Genomic DNA, 17267 nt, shown 5'->3' with positions numbered 1-17267 from the left:
CCACCGCCCGACCCGATCACCGCACCATAGAGAGAGGCACCCGAACATGCCGCACACCGCACGGTTCGTCATCGACCCGGAGTTCAGCGTCGGAGACGTCGACCCGCGCCTGTACGGAACCTTCGTCGAGCACATGGGACGCTGCGTCTACACCGGCATCCACGACCCCGGGCACCCCACCGCCGACGCCGACGGATTCCGCGGTGACGTCGCCGATCTTGTCCGCGAACTGGGCACGGGCCTGGTGCGCTACCCCGGTGGCAACTTCGTCTCCGGCTACCACTGGGAGGACGGCGTCGGCCCGGTCGCCGACCGCCCGCGCCGCCTCGACCTGGCCTGGCGCTCCATCGAGACCAACCGCGTCGGCACCAACGAATTCCTCGGCTGGGCAAGCCAGTTGGGCCTCGACCCGATGATGGCCGTGAACCTCGGGACGCGCGGCATCGACGCCGCCCGCGCCCTGGTCGAGTACTGCAACCACCCGGGCGGCACCGCCTGGTCGGACCTGCGCGTCAAGCACGGCGTGAGTGACCCGCACGGCGTGAAACTGTGGTGCCTGGGCAACGAGATGGACGGGCCGTGGCAGACGGGCCACAAGACGGCCACCGAGTACGGGCGGCTCGCGGCCGAGGCCGGCAAGGCGATGCGCCAGGTCGACCCGTCCATCGAACTCGTCGCGTGCGGCAGCTCCAACTCGCGGATGCCGACCTTCGGCACCTGGGAGCGCGAGGTCCTCGAGCAGACCTACGACGAGGTCGACTACCTCTCCCTGCACGCCTACTACGAGGAGTTCGACGGCGACCGCGCCAGCTTCCTCGCCTCGGGCGCGCACATGGACCAGTACATCCGCGACGTCGTGTCGACGGCCGACCACGTCCGTGCGGTGCGCGGCGCCAAGAAGCACATCAAGCTCTCCTTCGACGAGTGGAACGTCTGGTACGCCGCCCGGTTCGTCGGTGAGCGCAATCTGGAGACCGCCGAGACACCCCGCCTCATCGAGGACACGTACAGCGTGACCGACGCCGCCGTGGTCGGCTCGCTGCTCATCACGCTGTTGCGCAACGCCGACCGGGTGGCCATCGCCTGCCTGGCCCAGCTGGTCAACGTCATCGCACCCATCCGCACCGAGCCCGGCGGCGCCAGCTGGCGCCAGACCATCTTCCACCCCTTCGCCCAAGCGGCCCGCTTCGCCACCGGACGTGTGCTGCGCACCGATGCCACAGGACCGCGCATCGACACACCTCAGTACGGGGACGTGTCCGCACTCGACACCGTGGTGACGCACGACGAGGAGACCGGCGCACTCACCGTCCTGGCCGTCAACCGCGACCAGGAGCAGCCCCTGCTCCTCGAGGCCGCGCTGCGCGGGGAAGCCGCCGGGTACCGCGTCGTGGAGCACCTGGTCCTGGCCGACCAGGACCCGGACGCGGTCAACACCGAGGCGCAGCCGGACCGAGTGGTGCCACGCCCCGCGTCCGGCACGCACATCACCGCCCAGGGCGCTCTGACGGCCGAGTTGCCGCCGGTCTCCTGGAACGTCATCCGGCTCGCCCCTCGACAGGGCTGACAGCGGGCCCGGTTCGCAGTACCCACCGCCCATTTCCGCAGAGTCAGGAGAGGCCCATGTCAGCGCACCACCCCGCACGACCACGTCTCCTCCGCCCCACCGCCCTGATCCCCCTGCTGCTCGCCCTCGTGGCGGCACTGTTCGTCACGCAGACCGGGACGTCGGCCGACGCCGCGACCGGCACCCTGCTGCGCGATGGCACCGGCCTGTATCCACGCGCCGTCAGACTCGCCCACAACGGCGACGCCAACGGCCGGATCCTGGCCTCCGTGGTCACGTTCGACGGGAACAACGGGCTCGGCGCCATTCACGAGAGCACGGACGGGGGCGCTTCGTTCCGTGAGGTCGGCACGGTGCGCGACCCCGAGGCCGCGGGCGGGCAGGGTCTTTGCTGCTCGACGCTGTACGAACTCCCGCGGCGCATCGGCAAACTGCCCGCGGGGACGCTGCTGTGGGCGGCGTCGGTCGGGCAGGACGAGCCGAACCGGCGGATGGCCCTGCGGGTCTTCAAGAGCGCGGACGTGGGCCGCAGTTGGAGCTACCTCTCCACCATCGCCACGGCGTCGAACGACAAGGGGCTGTGGGAGCCGGAGTTCTCCGTCGACGCCTCCGGGCAGCTCGTGGCGCACTACTCCGACGAGACCGACACCGGGCACAGTCAGAAGCTGGTGGCCGCCCGCACCGCGAACGGGGTGACCTGGACGGGCCACCACGACACCGTCGCGAGCACCCTGGCCTCGGACCGGCCCGGCATGGCGGTGGTGCGCAAGATGGGCGACGGGACCTACTTCATGTCGTTCGAGATCTGCGCGGCCGCCGGCCAGTTCCAGTGCGTCGTGCACTACCGGACCTCGTCCGACGGCTGGAACTGGGGCTCTCCCACCTACCTGGGCATCCGCCCGGAGACCGCCGACGGCAAGTACTTCAAGCACGCGCCGAACCTGGCGTGGGCGCCGGAGGCGGGCAACCCGAAGGGCAGGCTCTTCCTCGTCGGCCAGGTCATGTACAACCGCGACGGCAGCAAGGCGGCCGCAAGCGGGCGCACCGTGTGGGTCAACAGCTCCGGTGGCGCGGGGAGTTGGCGCGAGATCCCGGCGCCGGTTGCCGTCGAGTCGACGACCGTCGACTACTGCCCCAACTACAGCTCGGCCCTGTTGCCGTCGGCCGACGGCAACAGGCTCCTTGAAATAGCCACGGACTGGTCCGGCTCGGTCTGCAAGCCGTACTTCGCCACCGGATCGGTGCCCGGCGCCTGAGTACGCAGGTGCCCCGCGTGTGCGCGATGACCACGTCGCACACGTGGGGCACCGGTCAGCCGCCACGTTGTGCTGCTACGGGGTTATCGCGTTGCCGCCGAAGGTCACGACGAGGCGCCCGTCCGTCGCGAAGGACCACTTGAGCTCCCCGGAGTGCGAGGAGCAGCGCGACCCGTTCGAGCCGGACCAGAACTGGTTCGAGCTGTCGGAGTTGCCGACGATCTTGTCGTTCGTCCCGCTTCCGCTGCGGCAGGACGTGTTGTTCCGGAACACCGAAGTGCCTCCGTCGAACGAGTAGTTGCGCTCGTCGTTGTCGATGCTGACGTTGTCCGACACCGCCATCGACCCGAGGTTCCTGTTGTACGTGAACCCGTGCTTGCCGTTGTCGTGGGCGATGTTGCGCCGGATGACGTGGTTGACCTTGATGTCCTCGCCGCCGAGCTTGTAGCCGTTGCGGTCGCCGTTGCCGGCCTGGGAGCCGTCGCTGAGCGTGCCGTTGCCGTGGGCGAGCGAATCCTCGATGGTCACCGCGCCGATGGGGCCCGTGTCGGACTTGGTGTAGAGGTCCCAGCCGTCGTCGATGTTGTTGTGGGCCACGGCGTACCGGAACACGTTCCCGGGCCCGGACGTGAGCTTCGCGGCGAAGCCGTCGGCGTCCTCCCCGTCGGAGTCGGCGTTGTCGTGCGACTCCGCGCTCAGGATGAGGTTGTTGGAGGGCCACTGGCTGCTGGGGGTGGTGGAGAGCATGCGGGAGAGCTGCAGGCCGGTGTCGCGGTTGTAGCGGGTCACCGTGCGCTCGAAGATGTTGTTGCTGCCGCCGACGAAGATGCCGTTGTCACCGGCGCGCTCGACGACGATGCCCTTGACGTGCCAGTACGACCCGTTGACCGCGAGCCCGCGGTTGGCCGTGTCCTCGCTCTGCGCCGAGAAGTTCAGGACCGGCGTCTCACCCGGGTAGGCGGCCAGCTCGGTGCGGTCGCTCGCGGTGCCGTTGTTGCCCTGCGGGATGGTGACCGTCTGCGAGTGACGGTAGGTCCCGCCGCGCAGGTAGATCGTTCCGCCGGGGGTGATGCGGGAGATGGCGGAGGTGAGCGTGGTGGGGTCCGCTTGCGTGCCGCTCGCGCCGTCGGTTCCGTTCGGTGCCACGTACAGCGCGGAGGCCGAGGGCGGGGGCGTGGTGTCGTCGCCCGCGTCGACGTCCAGGTAGTCGATGTTGGGCAGCCCCGCGGAGGTCGTGGGGTTGAGCCGGACGGTGTTGGATCCTGCCCTCACCGGCACCGTGAGCGTCTTCGTCGCCCAGGTCCCCCACGTGCCGGTGTTCTCGAACGACGCGGAGGCTGCCGCGGAACCGTTCACCGTGATGTCCGCCGGTCGTGCGGCGGTGGTTCCGTTGGCGAAGCGGACCTTCAGGGTCGCGGTGCCCGCGGCGGGGGCGTTCACGGTGAACTGCACATGAGCGCCTGCCGCGTTGGTGGCGTTGCAGAAGCCGCTGCCGGAGTAGCCGGCCCAGTCGGAGTCGACGGTGCCGGTGCAGACCGCGGGGGAGTTCTCGGCCTCGTAGAGGATGGGCGCGGCCTGTGCGGCATTGCCGGACAGCGCGACGAGCGTGCCGGCAAGTAAGCCGACGCAGGCGGTGATGGATCTTGTTCGCATCGGGGGTCTCCAGGTTGATTGGCTCGTCTGACCAGATCAAGTGAGGATGCGGCTGTTCGGCATGATGAATCGGCTGGGCTGCCGACCCTTGCATCTACCGAGGGAAAGCGCTTTCGTGGAAGCTATTGCCACGCCGTGAACACGTCAATGGTCATGTACATGATTCTTAGTCATGGACTCGAACGAATGGTGTGCGCAGGGGTACGCGAGGCGAGCGCGCGGAGAGCGTGGCCGGGTCCGCGCCGCCCGACCGGTCGATGTGCGGCCACACGGGGGAGCCGGCAGCGAGCCTTCGCTGCCCGGGCCCCGGCAGCCGCTACCGAGAGATCATGACCTACGACCCACTCGACGAGATGTTCCGGCGGATCGATCTGACGCAGGCCATGGAAGAGGAGTTCGGCATCAGCCGAGACTGGCCGCTGCGCCTGCGTGCCGCGCACGCCCAGCTCGAGCAACTGCGCAGACTGCTCGGCGACACCGACTACGGGACGTTCACGGAGAGCGCCGTCGAAGCCGTCCGACGGCGCGCGGAAAGCCCCGGCCCAAGGGACCTCCACAGCCACTACCTCGGGCGGGAGCTCCACGAGCGGGAACAGATTCTGGGAGAGGACGCCGCGCACGTCGCGTGGGGGATCGCCTGCGGGCTCACCGTCCTGCTCGACGACGAGTTGTACGAGGAGGTCATCACGACCGCGGCGGCGGCGTGCCGGACGGGCGCGGTCGCCCTGGCCGACGCCGGCACCTGAGCAGCTCGGTGCCCCCGGCCGGTCGGTCGGGGGCGCTGAGCCGGTCGGTCGAGGTCGCGTGCCGGCAGCCCCTTCGGGGGATCACCACACGGTCGCCCGACGGTCAGGTGCGGCTTGGCCGGACAATGAACGTATGACCAAGCCTGCACCCGCCCCGAACGCAGAGCAGTTCCAGACGAACGCAGAGCAGTGCCAGACCGACGCAGCGCAGTTGCACACCAACGCGGAGCCGTTCCACGCGAACGCGGAGCAGTTCGCAGCCCCCGTCCGTCCCCCCGGGCCCGGCGCCTGCCACTGTCCGTGCGATGTCCACCCCGAGTTCCCCGGCACATGCGGCGGTCGCGCCGAACCAGGCTTCAGCGGCGTCCTCAACTCGCCCACCGGCGACTCCCGCCCCGTACCGATGTGCCGCAACTGCCACGACATCCGCATGGGCCTCGCACCCCAACGCGGCTCCTCCCTGGCAGCGGTCACCGACACCTGCACCTGTCACTGTCAGGCCAACCACCCCGACCGCCCCGGCATCTGTGAAGCGGCGTCGGAGAACGGGGTGTTGATCGACGGCAGGCCGGCCTGCCCCGCGTGCGAGGACGCCGGCCGCGGTTAGTTCTCGACTCCGTGCGTCGCGCGTTCGACCCGGCGGCGCTGCAGGCGGCAGACGTGGAGGGAGGGAGCACTCGGGGTGAGTGCTCCCTCCCTCCACCGTCAGTTGCCCGCGAACGGGGCGCCCTGAGGGGCGTCAGTGGCGCGGACCCTGCTTCCGGTCACGCCAGTTCTCGCCCTTCGCGCCGCGCTCGCCCTTGGCGTCGTCGAACTCGATCTGCTCCTTGCGCACCGTGTCCGAGACCTCCTGGGTCTCGGTGACCTTCTCGGTCTCCAGGCGGACCCGCTCGACCGGCACGGACTCCTTGCTGACCACCGCTCGCTCGGCGTGCAGGGTCACCTCGGTCTGCTCCTCGCCGATGTTGGCCCGCGTGCGGTCACCCTCGCGGATGGGCTCGCGTACGACGCGAACCTCCTCGTGGGAGACGGGGACGGAGGTCTTCACGTTTTCGTCGACGACCACCTTGCGCAGTCGGGCGTGCCCGACCTCCTGCTCTTCCGTCCCGACGCGAAGCCGCTCCTCCGAGCGGATCATCTCGTCGTGCTTGCTGTCGTCGCCCGCGCCGGAGCGCGTGGCGAACTCACGCGCGCCCGCGTTGCGACCCTCGCCGGCGCCCATGCCCATCCCGGCGCCCGCACCCGCACCGGCCATGCCCGCGGCACCGGCACGGCCACCGGCCGCCGGAGCGGAGCGGGGCGTGCCCGTGGGCCGGGTGAGCCCGTAGTGGGTGTAGAGGTCCTCCTCCTGGCCCGGTTCGAGGTGCTGGTCGGCGTCCACGCGCGGAGCCTCCTTGACGGCTTCCTTGGTGGCCGTCACGTGCAGCTCGTCCTGCTGGCGGCGGGCTCCGGCGAGCGGTACGAAGCTCTGCTTCATGCCGAAGAGACCGGTCTTGACGGTCACCCACTCCGGACGCCCAGTTCGGTCGTCGAGATACACCTGCTCGACGCTGCCGATCTTCTCGCCGGTACGGTCGTAGGCCGTAAGGCCCGCGAGCCCGTCGGCGCTGGTGAAGGCCTCGCCCTGAGCCATGGGTGATCACTCCCTCGCAGCGCGCGACGGGCAGAATCGGATCTCGCCACGGACGTCGCACGCGTCCCCTCCATCCCGCGCCGGACGGGTGGGTGACGCAACCAGGAGAGTCACTGAGCGTGTGCGGACGGCTCTTCCGGGGTGCTACGGCAGGCTGTTTGCGGCGATCAGGGCGATTTTTCCCACAGTTCTGGGCATTAGCCCATGCGAGTGACCGTCGGATCGGCCCGCTTGGCCGAGGAGGGCGGCTAGGGCAGGGCTGCCCGCACCAAGACCTGCTCGGTCTCGGACGGGAAGAAGCCGGTGATCCCCTGCATCAGACGGAGCGCCGTGGTCACGCGCCGGGGGAGGGGCTGCGGCAGTGCCGCCGGAGCGAGGGCCGCCACGCACGGCTGGGTGCGGGCCCGTTCCAGTTCGCGCTGCGCGTGCTGGTCCTCACCGTTACGGATGTGGACGAGAGCACGCCGGACGCTGCCCGAAGCCTGTTCCGAGACGCTCAGGAGTGCGGTGATGCCGGAGGTGGTGGGGTCGGCCGCCGGCCGGGCCACCGCCGGCGCGGCTCCGGCGAGCGTGCACTCGCGGGCGGCCAGCCGGAGGTGGGTGCTTGCCTGGTCCAGGATCTTGACGATCGCGCACAACCGTCCCGTGTCGAACGAGGCCATGGGATGACTCCTCTTCGATGCCGCGTGGGGGAACACGTACACGAGTAGTTCGTCCTTCAGGCGTATCACCGGTACGTGCCGTGCCCGAACCCCCGCGGGGGGAGCGCACGCGGCGCGCAGGGAGGAATGCACGGGGGCGCGGCGCCTCGGATTTCCGCCCGGGGGCGCACAACGCGGCCTGCCCGGACCGCTGTGGGTTCGGCTTATCCCGCGGCAGTCCGCGCGTCGGTGCTGCCCATGGGGTAGTGCTCCCGGATGAGCCGCTTCATGTCATCGCGGACGGCCACTAGTACCGTCGTGGTGCGAGTGGTGTCCCGGATCATGCGGTCCAGGGTTTCCGGCTCCAGCCCGTACGTGAGCGCGACATCCATGCTGTCGCGATACTCCTTCACCCACTCGACGCGGCCTTCTACCGCACGATCGAAGTCGTCGAGAAGTTCTGCGCAGTAGACGCTCATCAGGCTGCGCAGCGAACGCCGCGCCGCTTGGCGGCGTTTGGCCGTGCTCCAGCGCTGCATCAGGGGTGCGGGAGGCGCCAGGACGGCGTCGATGTCGCGCTGGGCGATCTCGATGTACCCCTTCCTCAGAGGGATTCCGAGGAAGGAAGCAGGTCGGCCCGCGCCGTTCCCCGCACCGCCGACCGTCTTCATGAAGCGACGGGTGAGGTGTTCCGATTCGAGTCGCGCCAGCGCTTCGCCGGTCGTTCGCGCGGCCTCGCACCAGTCGTTCAGGATCTCGTGGAGTTCCATCAGCGCTTCGTGCATGTTCGGCCACGGCGGGGTGCTGGTAGCGCGGTCGGACACGCCCCGGAGCACGCTGCCCGCCGCTTTCGCCACAACCGTCGCTTCCGGACCTACCGCCATGAGGACATTACCTGCCTGCCTTCTCCCGGAGGTCGAGGGGCGTGTCAGCATACGGCGATCCGGGAAGATCCGTGGGGGGTTTGGCGCGATTCGTTCCGAGAGCGATTGCGCCCCGCCGACGGCTCTCGGTGCTCGCGCCCGATGGACGGACGGTGCGGATGACGGGAAGTCCGCGAAGGCCGCGCATAGGTGGCAGGTCATTTCGCGCGGCGTTCGGGGGGCATGGGCGGGTAGGCCTCAGGTACTCGAAGCGGCAGCCGGGGCGCGGGCCATTTCCACCGTGAACTGTGCTCCGGCCAGCAGCGCCAAGTTGGACACCCAGAGCCACACCAGGAAGACGACCACGCCCGCCAGTGAGCCGTAGAGCTTGCCGTAGGTGCCGAACCCCGTGGCGTACAAGGTGAACAGGCCCGAGGACAGGAGCCACAGGAGGGCTGCGAGCAGACCGCCCGGCAGGCTGCGGCGCCATCCGCGCTCCGACGGGGGCGCGTTGCGGAAGAGCACGAGGACGAGCAGGACCACCAGGCAGACCAGAGCGGGCCATTTCATGACGTTCCATGCGGTCTGCCCCGCGTCGCCGACCCCGATGCGCTGCCCGACCGCCTGGGCGAGTGAGCCGCTCACCACGAGCAGGAGCGCGCTGGCGCCCAACAGCGCGAGCAGCGCGAGGGCGGTCATCAGGACCCGGTGCGCCTTGCGCCACACGGGCCGCGTGTCCTTCACGCCGTGCATCGCGTGCAGGGCCCTGCGGAAGACGGCCGCGTAACTGGAGGCGGACCACAGGGCGCTGACCCCGCCTCCGATCACCACCGTCACGGCGGCCGCATGTGCTTCGGCCATCTCGGTCAGCGCCTCGTTCAACGCGCTGCCCGACTGCGCGGGCGCCCAGTCGGTGACCTCGGTGATGAGCTCCTGCGTGGTGTCGGGGCTGACGAGGCTGATCAGGCTGACCGTGACGAGGAGCGCGGGCAGCAGGGCGAGAATCGCGTAGTACGTCAGGGCCGCGGCCCAGTCCGAGACGTCGTCGTTCCACATCGCCACCGGGGTGCGGCGCAGCGCGGCACCCCGCCGTGCCCATGCCGAGGGGGCCCCGGCCGGTCCGGCGGGGGCGGCGAGCGCGCCGGACCCGCCCGAGATGGGGGCGTGCCCCGCACCTTCGGGCGCAGCGGAACTGTCCATGGGGTTACTCCTCGTTGTCTCCTGCGGACGGCGCACTGCGCCGTCTTCCCGGTTCGACCCCTTGGACACGTGTTGCCCGGGTCCGTCACGCGGAAGCGGGCGGAGAGCAATCTTCCCCTTCCTGTCACGCGTGACTCACGGCGGGTCCCCGCGGCCGGCCGTCGGCGGAGGTGACCGTTCGGTGACATCGCGGACAGGGCTGTGACGTGCGTGGGGGCAACGGGTGCGGGGTGTCGCGGGTCGTATGTGGTGTGGGGGCAGGCAAGCTGACCCTCTCGAAACGGGGAGTTGACGATGATGCGTGTTCGCATGAACCGAGGACTGTGTGCGCTGGGTGCCGCGGTGGCCGTGGCGGGTGTGGTGGCCGGTACGAGTCCGGCGGCCGCCGCCGGTTCGCCCCGGTTTCTGGCTCCGGCCGAACTGCCGCCGCACGCGTCGTCGGCGTGGACGGCGGGGCCGGTGACGGCGGGGCAGCCCGACCCGCTGCCGATGTGTGTGGGGGAGGCCCTGCCCTCCATCTCCGTGCACCGCGCCTACCGCACGGAGTACGACACCGGCGCCCTCCAGGTGACGGTGGTCGAGCGCAACGAGCAGCGCGCCAAGGACTTCGCGGCCCTGCTGCGCAAGAACCTCCAGGGCTGCTCGGAGAAGGTGATGAAGGAGAACCCCGACGTCACCGCGACCCAGAAGTACTACGGGAAGCTGAACATCGAGGAGGGCGCCCACGTCTACGGCGTCCACACCGAGGCCACGACGGGCTCCTCCGACATCAACATGTTCTCGGTCGGCCGTGACGGCAGCACGGTGACGGTCGTCCAGTGGGGGCAGATGGGCAACTTCGCCCACGCGCAGGTGGGCGACTTCAAGACCACGACCATCAAGGCCGTCGCGAAGCTCTACTGAGCGAACGAGGGCGAATCAGCGCCACCGACAGATGCCGTCCATCAGCTCGACCGATGGGCGGCATCGTCGTGCAACAACGCTGCCGCGCAAGCCGGTTGAGGGCCGTTGGGGGTGCATGTCACGGCCGTCACCGGCGAAGTGCGGCGCGTGCCTTTCGCCCGGCTCGGGACCCCCTACTTCCAGCCAGACTAAGGTTAGGCTAACCTGCACGCCGTGAGATCAGGTGAACGCGCAGGTAGCGCAACACGTCCGCGCGGTCACGAATTGTCCGCCGAGCACATGACGGTGTCGTACGACGGCGTCGACGTCGTGCACGACGCCGCCATCCAGCTCAGGCCCGGCGAAGTGACCGCACTCGTCGGCCCGAACGGGAGCGGCAAGTCGACACTGCTGCGCAGCGTCGCCCGCCTGCAGGGCGCCCGGCTCGGCACGCTGACCCTCGACTCCGGCACGGCCGAGGCCGCCGACGGCTTCGACCTCACCGCGCGCCAGTTCGCCCGACGCGTCGCGCTCCTGACCCAAGGACGTCCCACGCCCGGCGGTCTGACCGTCCGTGACGTCGTGGAATTCGGCCGTTACCCCTACCGGGGGCGCTGGGGTCAGGCCGACGCGGGGGGCGCGGCCGTGGTGGAGCGCGTGCTCACCATGACCGGCGTCGAAGGCCTCGCCGAGCGCGCGGTCGACCAGCTCTCCGGCGGACAGCTGCAGCGGGTCTGGCTCGCCAGCTGTCTCGCCCAGGAGACCGGCGTGCTCCTCCTCGACGAACCGACCACCTACCTCGACCTGCGCTACCAGATCGAACTCCTCGACCTCATGCGTGACCTCGCGGACGACGGCGGCATCGCCGTCGGCGTCGTCCTGCACGACCTCGACCAAGCCGCAGCCGTCGCCGACCGGATCGCTCTGCTCGACGCCGGGCGCATCGTCGCCGACGGCGCCCCCGAGGACGTCCTGCGTCCCGAGCGCCTCTCCGAGACGTACGGCATCCGCATCGAGGTCGACACAGACCCCCTCACCGGCCGCCTGCGCACCCGCGCGATAGGCCGCCACCACAGCAGAAGTGAAAGGCTCCACTCCTCATGAGACGCCCCCTCATCGCCGCGGCGGCCGCCGGCGCCGTAGCCCTCGTCCTGTCCGGTTGCGGTACCTCCGAGCCCGCCAAGACCAGCTCGGACAAGAAGGCCGAACCGATCACCGTCACCGACGCCAACGGCGCCGAGGTGAAGCTCGACGGTCCGGCCAAGAAGGTCGTCGGCACCGAGTGGAACGTCGTCGAGTCCATGGTCACGCTCGGCGTGGACCCGGTCGGCGTCGCCGACGTCAAGGGCTACAAGGCATGGGACTCCGCCGTCCCGCTCAAGAACGATCCCAAGGACATCGGCACCCGCGGTGAGCCGAGCATGGACACGCTCGCCGGTCTCACCCCGGACCTCATCGTCACCACGACCGACATGTCGGCCTCCGCGGTGAAGCAGATGAAGAAGGTCGGCCCCGTCCTCCAGGTCAAGGCCGCCGACGGCTCCGACCAGGTCGGCCAGATGATGGACACGCTCGACGTCATCGCCAAGGCCACCGGCACGACCGCCGAGGCCAAGAAGGCCAAGGAGTCGTACGAGGCGAAGGTCGCCGAAGGCAAGAAGGCGCTGAAGGAGGCCAAGCTCGACGGCTCGAAGATCGCCATGGCCGACGGCTACGCCGCCTCCAACCAGGTCTCCCTGCGCGGCTACACCAGCAACTCCCTGCTCGGCGCCGTCAACGAGGACCTCGGCCTGAAGAACGCCTGGAAGATCAAGGGCGACAAGGACTACGGGCTCGCCACCACCGACGTCGAGGGCCTCACCGAGCTCGACGACGACGTGAAGTTCGTCTACATCGGCAACAAGGGCGACGACAGCTCCGACGTGTTCACCGACGAGCTCGCCGACAACTCCGTCTGGAAGTCGCTGCCGTTCGTCAAGGACGACGAGGTCCACCGCCTGCCCGACGGCATCTGGATGTTCGGCGGCCCCCAGGCGATGGAGGCGTACATCGACGCCCTCATCGACAGCCTGAAGAAGTAGGAGACCGTGGCCGTCACCGCAACGCCCTCAGCCACGCCCGAGCGCGCCGTCGGGTCGTCCCCGACGGGCGCGGTCGCGGTGACGGCCGGTCTGGTTCTTCTGGTCGCCGTTCTCGCCGTCATCGACATCACGCAAGGCACCGCATCCGTCGGCCCCGGCCAGGTGTGGAAGGCTTTCACCGGCCAGGCCGAGCAGGGCGACTCCTCCGTCGTCATCGCCTCACGCATGCCGCGCATGGTCGCCGGGATACTCATCGGCGTCGCGCTCGGCGCGGCGGGCGCCACCCTGCAGGCCGTCACCCGCAATGTGCTCGCCGCCCCGGACACCCTCGCCGTCAACACCGGCGCGTACCTCGCGGTGACCATCCTGGTCGCCAGCGGCGCCACGGCTCCGCTGCTCGCCTCATCGGGAGTGGCGTTCCTCGGCGGGCTCGCGGCGGCCGCCGTCGTTCTCGTGGTGTCGGGACGGGGGGCCGGAACCGTTCGTCTCGTCCTGGCGGGCAGCGCGCTCGCCCTCGGACTCAACGCCATCACCGAGGCGTTGCTCCTGCTCTTCCCCGAACGGACCGAGGGCCTCTACCAATGGGGCCAGGGGAGCATCAGCCAGAACGGCTTCGACGGCGTCGTCCAGATGGCGCCCGTCATCGTGGCCGCACTCGCCGGACTCCTGCTGATCGCCCGCCGCATCGATGCCCTGGCCCTCGGCGACGACGCCGCGCACGGACTCGGTGTCCCGGTCCGCGGTACGCGTGTCATGTCCGTCGTCCTCGCGTCGTTGCTCGCCGCCGCGACGGTGACGCTCGCGGGGCCGATCGCCTTCGTGGGGCTGTGCGCCCCGGCCCTCGTGCGGCCACTGGTCGGTCGTTTCCGCTCACTGGTACGCCACCGGGTCCGCATCCCCGTCGCGGGTCTCGTGGGCGCCGCCCTCGTGCTCGGTTCCGACGTGCTCCTGCGCACCGTGACGGACGCCCAGACCGCCGTCACCGTACCCACGGGCGTCATCACGAGCGTCGTCGGCGCCGTGTTCCTCGTCGTCATGGCGATGCGCACCCGCGACGGAGCCAACGCCACCGCGCCGGACCGGCTGCGCATCCCGAGCCGCACGGCCTACGTCATCACCGTGATACTCCTCGTCGCCACGCTGGTCGGCGTCACGATCGCCGCGGTGCTCGTCGGCGACAGCACGTTCCTGCTCGGCGATGTCGTCAACTGGGTCCGTGGCCAGTCGGGTCAGGCCATCACCTTCGTCCTCGACACCCGCGTGCCACGCGTGTTCGCCGCGCTCCTCGCGGGCGCCGCGCTCGCGCTGTCCGGCACTCTCGTACAGTCCGTGACCCGCAATCCGCTCGCGGAACCCGGCACCCTCGGCGTGTCCGGCGGAGCGGGCCTGGGCGCCATCATCCTCGTCACCTCGGCGCCGGGCTCCGGAGCGTGGGGCATCGCGGGCGCCGCGTTCGCCGGCGCCGTGGTCAGTTCCCTGATCGTCTTCGGGCTCGCGGCGCGGGGCGGCTTCCAGAACAGCAGACTCGTCCTCGTCGGCATGGGTGTGTCGTCGGGGTCCCTGGCGCTGATCAGCCTGGTCATCGTGCTCACCGACCGCTTCAGCGCGACCAAGGCGCTGATCTGGCTCTCGGGCTCCACCTACGGACGCACCGCCACCGACGTCCTGCCGGTCGCGGCCGTGCTCGTGGCCGCCACGGTCGTGGCGATCTCGCGCCGCAAAGAACTGGACCTCGTGTCGCTCGACGAGGACACCCCGCGGCTCCTGGGCCTCAATCTGGCCCGTGGACGCCTCGGCTTCCTCGTCCTGAGCGTGCTGCTCAGCGCCACCGCGGTGGCCGCCGCCGGCACGATCGGTTTCGTGGGACTCGTGGCGCCGCACGCGGCTCGTGCGCTGGTGGGCAGGCGCCACCTGCGGGTGGTCCCGGTGGCGATGATGCTGGGGGCGACGCTCGTCTGCCTCGCGGATCTGCTGGGCCGGGCCGTGATCGCTCCGGCACAACTGGGCGCGGGACTCATGACGGCGGCCGTCGGGACGCCGTACTTCGTGTACCTGCTGGTGCGCAGCCGCCGATGACGGACAGCGGCCCCGCCGCGACGGGGGGACGCGGCGGGACCTAGAAGGCGGGTGCCCCGGAAAACGCATGTCACGCATCCGGATTCCGAGGCGTTCGCCGACGGTCAGCCGCCCAGCTCGTTGAAGCGCACGATCTCCTCGATCGTCTTCTGGAGTGCCGGCTCGTCCGGGTCGGAGACGATCGCGTGCCCCACCTTGCCGTACGGCCCGAGGGGCGTGTGGGGCGACGAGGAGTACGCGATGTCGTCGAAGGAGAAGCGGCGTTCGAAGTCCTCCCGCGTCAGCTTCCCGCCGGCAGGTCTGCGCAGAAGCAGGTAGCCGTGCAGACGCTCCGGTGGGACGTGCTCCAGGGTCTGGGTGAGCTCCTCCCCGAGCGCGAGACTGATCTCGGCATCGAAGAGGTCCACCCCGAAGGTCAGTTGATTGATCTGCGGGGAGAGCGCGCCGGGGAGGCGGATCGCGCACTCGCCGAAGGTCAGCCCCGCCTCCTCCACGAAAGCTTCGAGGTGGAAGACACAGTCGGGTGCGCCGAGGCTTCCGAGCACGTCACCGGTGAGTGTCTCCATCCGCTCGAAGAGGCCCGCATTGCGTCTTCTGTCCAGCAAGTGCGCGGCCAGGACGCCGCCTTGCGCCGCGCTGAGCGGCGAAAGGTGATAGCGGGTCATGGACGACCATCGCAGAGAGCCGTTCTGCCAGATGCCGTCCATGTAGACCTCCGGGGCATCGACGAAGGACTCGGCGACGACCTCGACATCCGACCGGCCGGAGAACAGTTCCAGCGCTCGCGCGTACTCCTGCGCGGAGCGAACGATGTTCGTGCGCAGGGATCCGGCGCCGGTCGCCGGCTTGACGACGAAGACCTCGCCCAGATCACCGGCGAGGTCCGCGAAGGAAGTGTCGTGTGACGCGTACCGGCAGCGCGCGCGCCTCACGTGAGGCGGCAGCCGGCTCTTCTGCAGGAACTTGTCACGGAAGCAGAGCGTGGACTTCGAGTCCGCGTTCCCGGGAAGACCGAGTTCCTTGCGCAGGTAGGCCGCCCCGAAAACGCCCATCTCGTGGACGGTGAGAACACCTGCCACGTCATCGATGCGCGCGCCGAGTACGGCGCGCAGTATCTCCTGGGCGTTCTCCATGTCGGCGACGAGCGTGCATCTTCGGTCCGCGGGCGGAATCGACGGTGCCTGTGCGAGGTAGTAGGGGCTCAGGCCCCGGCGTCGCAGCGCCTGGTCGAGGTCCGGTCTGTATCCAATGACAACCATCGTCGGCATCTACGTCTCCATGCGTTATGGCCTGGATGTGCGTCACACGTCTCGCGGTCTGTCGCTGTGGTCGAGGTCAACTCGACGGCATCGTTGCACGGTTGCTCGATTCTCCCAACGGGCCACCGCGGGGATCACCGCGACGGCCAGCGTGCCCGCGGCCACCGCCAGGAGCGGATACCCACCGCCGGCCACCACCAGACCCGAGGCCATGCCGCCCGTCGCGCCCGCCAACGACATGCCCACGTCGGCCAGTCCCTGCACCGAGGCCCGGCTGTCGGGCGGCGCGGCATCCGTGATCAGGGCGGTGCCGCTGACCAGCGCGAGGTTCCAGCCGATGCCGAGCAGGACCAGGGCACCGGACAGCAACGGCACGCTGTCCGGCGGGGCGAGGCCGGCGAGCACACCCGCGCTCAGCAGGACGGCCCCGGAAATCGCCGCCACGGGCAGCCGTCCGAGCCGGTCGGAGAGCAGACCGCTGAGCGGTGAGGGCAGGAACATCGCGCCCACGTGCAGGGCGATGACGAACCCCGCGGCCTGCGTGCTGTGGCCGTGTCCGGTCATGTGCGGGGGAGTCATCGTCATCACGGCGATCATCACCAGCTGGGCGGTGATCATCACGGTGGCGCCCGTGACAACTCCGGGGGAGAAGCGCTCCCGCGCCCCTGATGTCGTTGCGGCGGCCGGTTCCACGGCGGTGTCGGCCGTGGGTGTTCTCGAGCCCGCAGCACCGTGCGCGGGTCGGCGGCCGGCCAGGTGCAAGGGGTCGGGGCGCAGCCACACCAGCAGCACAAGACCCGCCGCGGTGTAGGCCAGTGCCGCCAGCAGGAAGGGACCGGCCAGCCGCGGGATGCCGTAGGCGTGTGCGAATGCGCCGGTCGGGCCGACGAGGTTGGGTCCCGCGACCGCGCCCAGCGTCGTCGCCAGGAGTACCGTGCCGGTGGCGCGGCCCCGCCGCTCGGGCGGGGCGAGGTCGGCACCCGCGTACCGGGCAAGGAGTCCGGTGGCCGTGCCCGCTCCGTACACGAAGAGCGAGAGCAGCAACAGCGCCGCCCACTCGCCCGCGGCCGCCGCCACGACGCCGATGCTGCCGAGCGCCGCGATGGCGTGGCCGAGGGCCAGGCCGGGGCGTCGTCCCAGGCGTTGCGAGACCCGTCCGATGACCGCGGCCCCCAGGGCGGCTCCCGCGGTGAACAAGGCGACCGGTAGCCCCGCCAGGCCGGTGGAGCCGAGCAGATCCTCGGCGAGCAGCGCGCCGACGGTAATGCCGGCCGCCATGCCCGCGCCGCCCAGTGCCTGCGAAAGGACGAGTACGGCCAGCACGCGCCGCAGCACGCGGGGCGAGGCCTCTTCTCCGCTTCGCGTGACGGTGGCGGTCATGCCGCTCCCCGCACCTGCGGTTTCGCCTCC

General features: G+C 70.2%; 15 protein-coding genes. 8 read left to right on the top strand and 7 right to left on the bottom strand.

Annotated features, from left to right (window positions below; all coding sequences use genetic code 11):
- The first annotated feature begins 46 nt into the window (after positions 1-46).
- Both arfA and ACWGIH_RS20490 read left to right on the top strand, forming a co-directional pair.
- Positions 47-1567, top strand: coding sequence for an arabinosylfuranosidase ArfA (gene arfA / locus ACWGIH_RS20495; protein WP_453445666.1), 1521 nt, complete (start codon positions 47-49; stop codon positions 1565-1567).
- Positions 1568-1623: 56 nt separating this feature from the next.
- Positions 1624-2823, top strand: a complete 1200-nt coding sequence (locus ACWGIH_RS20490) for a sialidase family protein (protein ID WP_453445665.1) — start codon at positions 1624-1626, stop codon at positions 2821-2823.
- Positions 2824-2898: 75 nt separating this feature from the next.
- Here the strand turns inward: ACWGIH_RS20490 and ACWGIH_RS20485 are convergent, their stop codons facing one another.
- Entirely contained in the window at positions 2899-4476 is a 1578-nt protein-coding gene (locus tag ACWGIH_RS20485) for a carbohydrate-binding protein (RefSeq protein WP_453445664.1), read from the bottom strand.
- Between the two features lie 329 nt (positions 4477-4805).
- Between ACWGIH_RS20485 and ACWGIH_RS20480 the strand changes: the two genes are divergently transcribed.
- Both ACWGIH_RS20480 and ACWGIH_RS20475 read left to right on the top strand, forming a co-directional pair.
- Positions 4806-5222 (top strand): hypothetical protein, encoded by a 417-nt coding sequence (locus ACWGIH_RS20480; protein WP_453445663.1) that lies wholly within the window; start codon positions 4806-4808, stop codon positions 5220-5222.
- A gap of 133 nt (positions 5223-5355) precedes the next feature.
- Entirely contained in the window at positions 5356-5829 is a 474-nt protein-coding gene (locus tag ACWGIH_RS20475) for a hypothetical protein (protein ID WP_453445662.1), read from the top strand.
- A gap of 132 nt (positions 5830-5961) precedes the next feature.
- On the opposite strand, the gene ACWGIH_RS20470 is transcribed toward ACWGIH_RS20475, so the two are convergent.
- The 4 genes from ACWGIH_RS20470 to ACWGIH_RS20455 form a co-directional block, all read right to left on the bottom strand.
- Positions 5962-6855 (bottom strand): DUF2382 domain-containing protein, encoded by an 894-nt coding sequence (locus ACWGIH_RS20470; RefSeq protein WP_453445661.1) that lies wholly within the window; start codon positions 6853-6855, stop codon positions 5962-5964.
- 248 nt (positions 6856-7103) lie between these two features.
- Positions 7104-7517 carry a hypothetical protein gene (locus tag ACWGIH_RS20465; protein WP_453445660.1) on the bottom strand — a complete coding sequence of 138 codons (414 nt, stop codon included), beginning with the start codon at positions 7515-7517 and terminating at the stop codon, positions 7104-7106.
- A gap of 203 nt (positions 7518-7720) precedes the next feature.
- Complete coding sequence (locus ACWGIH_RS20460; protein ID WP_453445659.1) at positions 7721-8380, bottom strand: hypothetical protein; 660 nt, start codon at positions 8378-8380, stop codon at positions 7721-7723.
- Positions 8381-8617: 237 nt separating this feature from the next.
- The gene (locus ACWGIH_RS20455) at positions 8618-9559 is read right to left on the bottom strand and encodes a YihY/virulence factor BrkB family protein (protein WP_453445658.1); all 942 of its coding nucleotides are present in this window, start codon (positions 9557-9559) and stop codon (positions 8618-8620) included.
- 309 nt (positions 9560-9868) lie between these two features.
- On the opposite strand from ACWGIH_RS20455, the gene ACWGIH_RS20450 reads away from it, so the two are divergent.
- From ACWGIH_RS20450 to ACWGIH_RS20435, 4 genes are all read left to right on the top strand, one after another.
- Positions 9869-10462, top strand: coding sequence for a hypothetical protein (locus tag ACWGIH_RS20450; protein WP_453445657.1), 594 nt, complete (start codon positions 9869-9871; stop codon positions 10460-10462).
- A gap of 279 nt (positions 10463-10741) precedes the next feature.
- Positions 10742-11545, top strand: a complete 804-nt coding sequence (locus ACWGIH_RS20445) for an ABC transporter ATP-binding protein (protein ID WP_453445721.1) — start codon at positions 10742-10744, stop codon at positions 11543-11545.
- The gene (locus ACWGIH_RS20440) at positions 11542-12522 is read left to right on the top strand and encodes an ABC transporter substrate-binding protein (protein ID WP_453445656.1); all 981 of its coding nucleotides are present in this window, start codon (positions 11542-11544) and stop codon (positions 12520-12522) included. The genes ACWGIH_RS20445 and ACWGIH_RS20440 overlap by 4 nt, the downstream gene beginning before the upstream one ends.
- 6 nt (positions 12523-12528) lie before the next feature.
- Positions 12529-14598 carry an iron ABC transporter permease gene (locus ACWGIH_RS20435; protein WP_453445655.1) on the top strand — a complete coding sequence of 690 codons (2070 nt, stop codon included), beginning with the start codon at positions 12529-12531 and terminating at the stop codon, positions 14596-14598.
- Between the two features lie 104 nt (positions 14599-14702).
- Here ACWGIH_RS20435 and ACWGIH_RS20430 read toward each other — a convergent pair whose 3' ends face one another.
- Positions 14703-15866, bottom strand: a complete 1164-nt coding sequence (locus ACWGIH_RS20430) for an ATP-grasp domain-containing protein (protein WP_453445654.1) — start codon at positions 15864-15866, stop codon at positions 14703-14705.
- A gap of 33 nt (positions 15867-15899) precedes the next feature.
- Complete coding sequence (locus ACWGIH_RS20425) at positions 15900-17237, bottom strand: MFS transporter (protein ID WP_453445653.1); 1338 nt, start codon at positions 17235-17237, stop codon at positions 15900-15902.
- Positions 17238-17267: the final 30 nt, after the last annotated feature.

It is taken from the genome of Streptomyces sp. NPDC054872, assembly GCF_053610705.1.
Note: the sequence above shows the minus strand (reverse complement) of the source record. Positions and strands in the feature narration are given on the sequence as shown.

What these genes read in the sequence shown, in the direction of transcription:
- arfA (WP_453445666.1), top strand. Translation starts at nt 47, where the DNA reads ATGCCGCACACCGCACGGTTCGTCATCGACCCGGAGTTCAGCGTCGGA.
- ACWGIH_RS20490 (WP_453445665.1), top strand. Translation starts at nt 1,624, where the DNA reads ATGTCAGCGCACCACCCCGCACGACCACGTCTCCTCCGCCCCACCGCC.
- ACWGIH_RS20485 (WP_453445664.1), bottom strand. Translation starts at nt 4,476, where the DNA reads ATGCGAACAAGATCCATCACCGCCTGCGTCGGCTTACTTGCCGGCACG.
- ACWGIH_RS20480 (WP_453445663.1), top strand. Translation starts at nt 4,806, where the DNA reads ATGACCTACGACCCACTCGACGAGATGTTCCGGCGGATCGATCTGACG.
- ACWGIH_RS20475 (WP_453445662.1), top strand. Translation starts at nt 5,356, where the DNA reads ATGACCAAGCCTGCACCCGCCCCGAACGCAGAGCAGTTCCAGACGAAC.
- ACWGIH_RS20470 (WP_453445661.1), bottom strand. Translation starts at nt 6,855, where the DNA reads ATGGCTCAGGGCGAGGCCTTCACCAGCGCCGACGGGCTCGCGGGCCTT.
- ACWGIH_RS20465 (WP_453445660.1), bottom strand. Translation starts at nt 7,517, where the DNA reads ATGGCCTCGTTCGACACGGGACGGTTGTGCGCGATCGTCAAGATCCTG.
- ACWGIH_RS20460 (WP_453445659.1), bottom strand. Translation starts at nt 8,380, where the DNA reads ATGGCGGTAGGTCCGGAAGCGACGGTTGTGGCGAAAGCGGCGGGCAGC.
- ACWGIH_RS20455 (WP_453445658.1), bottom strand. Translation starts at nt 9,559, where the DNA reads ATGGACAGTTCCGCTGCGCCCGAAGGTGCGGGGCACGCCCCCATCTCG.
- ACWGIH_RS20450 (WP_453445657.1), top strand. Translation starts at nt 9,869, where the DNA reads ATGAACCGAGGACTGTGTGCGCTGGGTGCCGCGGTGGCCGTGGCGGGT.
- ACWGIH_RS20445 (WP_453445721.1), top strand. Translation starts at nt 10,742, where the DNA reads ATGACGGTGTCGTACGACGGCGTCGACGTCGTGCACGACGCCGCCATC.
- ACWGIH_RS20440 (WP_453445656.1), top strand. Translation starts at nt 11,542, where the DNA reads ATGAGACGCCCCCTCATCGCCGCGGCGGCCGCCGGCGCCGTAGCCCTC.
- ACWGIH_RS20430 (WP_453445654.1), bottom strand. Translation starts at nt 15,866, where the DNA reads ATGCCGACGATGGTTGTCATTGGATACAGACCGGACCTCGACCAGGCG.
- ACWGIH_RS20425 (WP_453445653.1), bottom strand. Translation starts at nt 17,237, where the DNA reads ATGACCGCCACCGTCACGCGAAGCGGAGAAGAGGCCTCGCCCCGCGTG.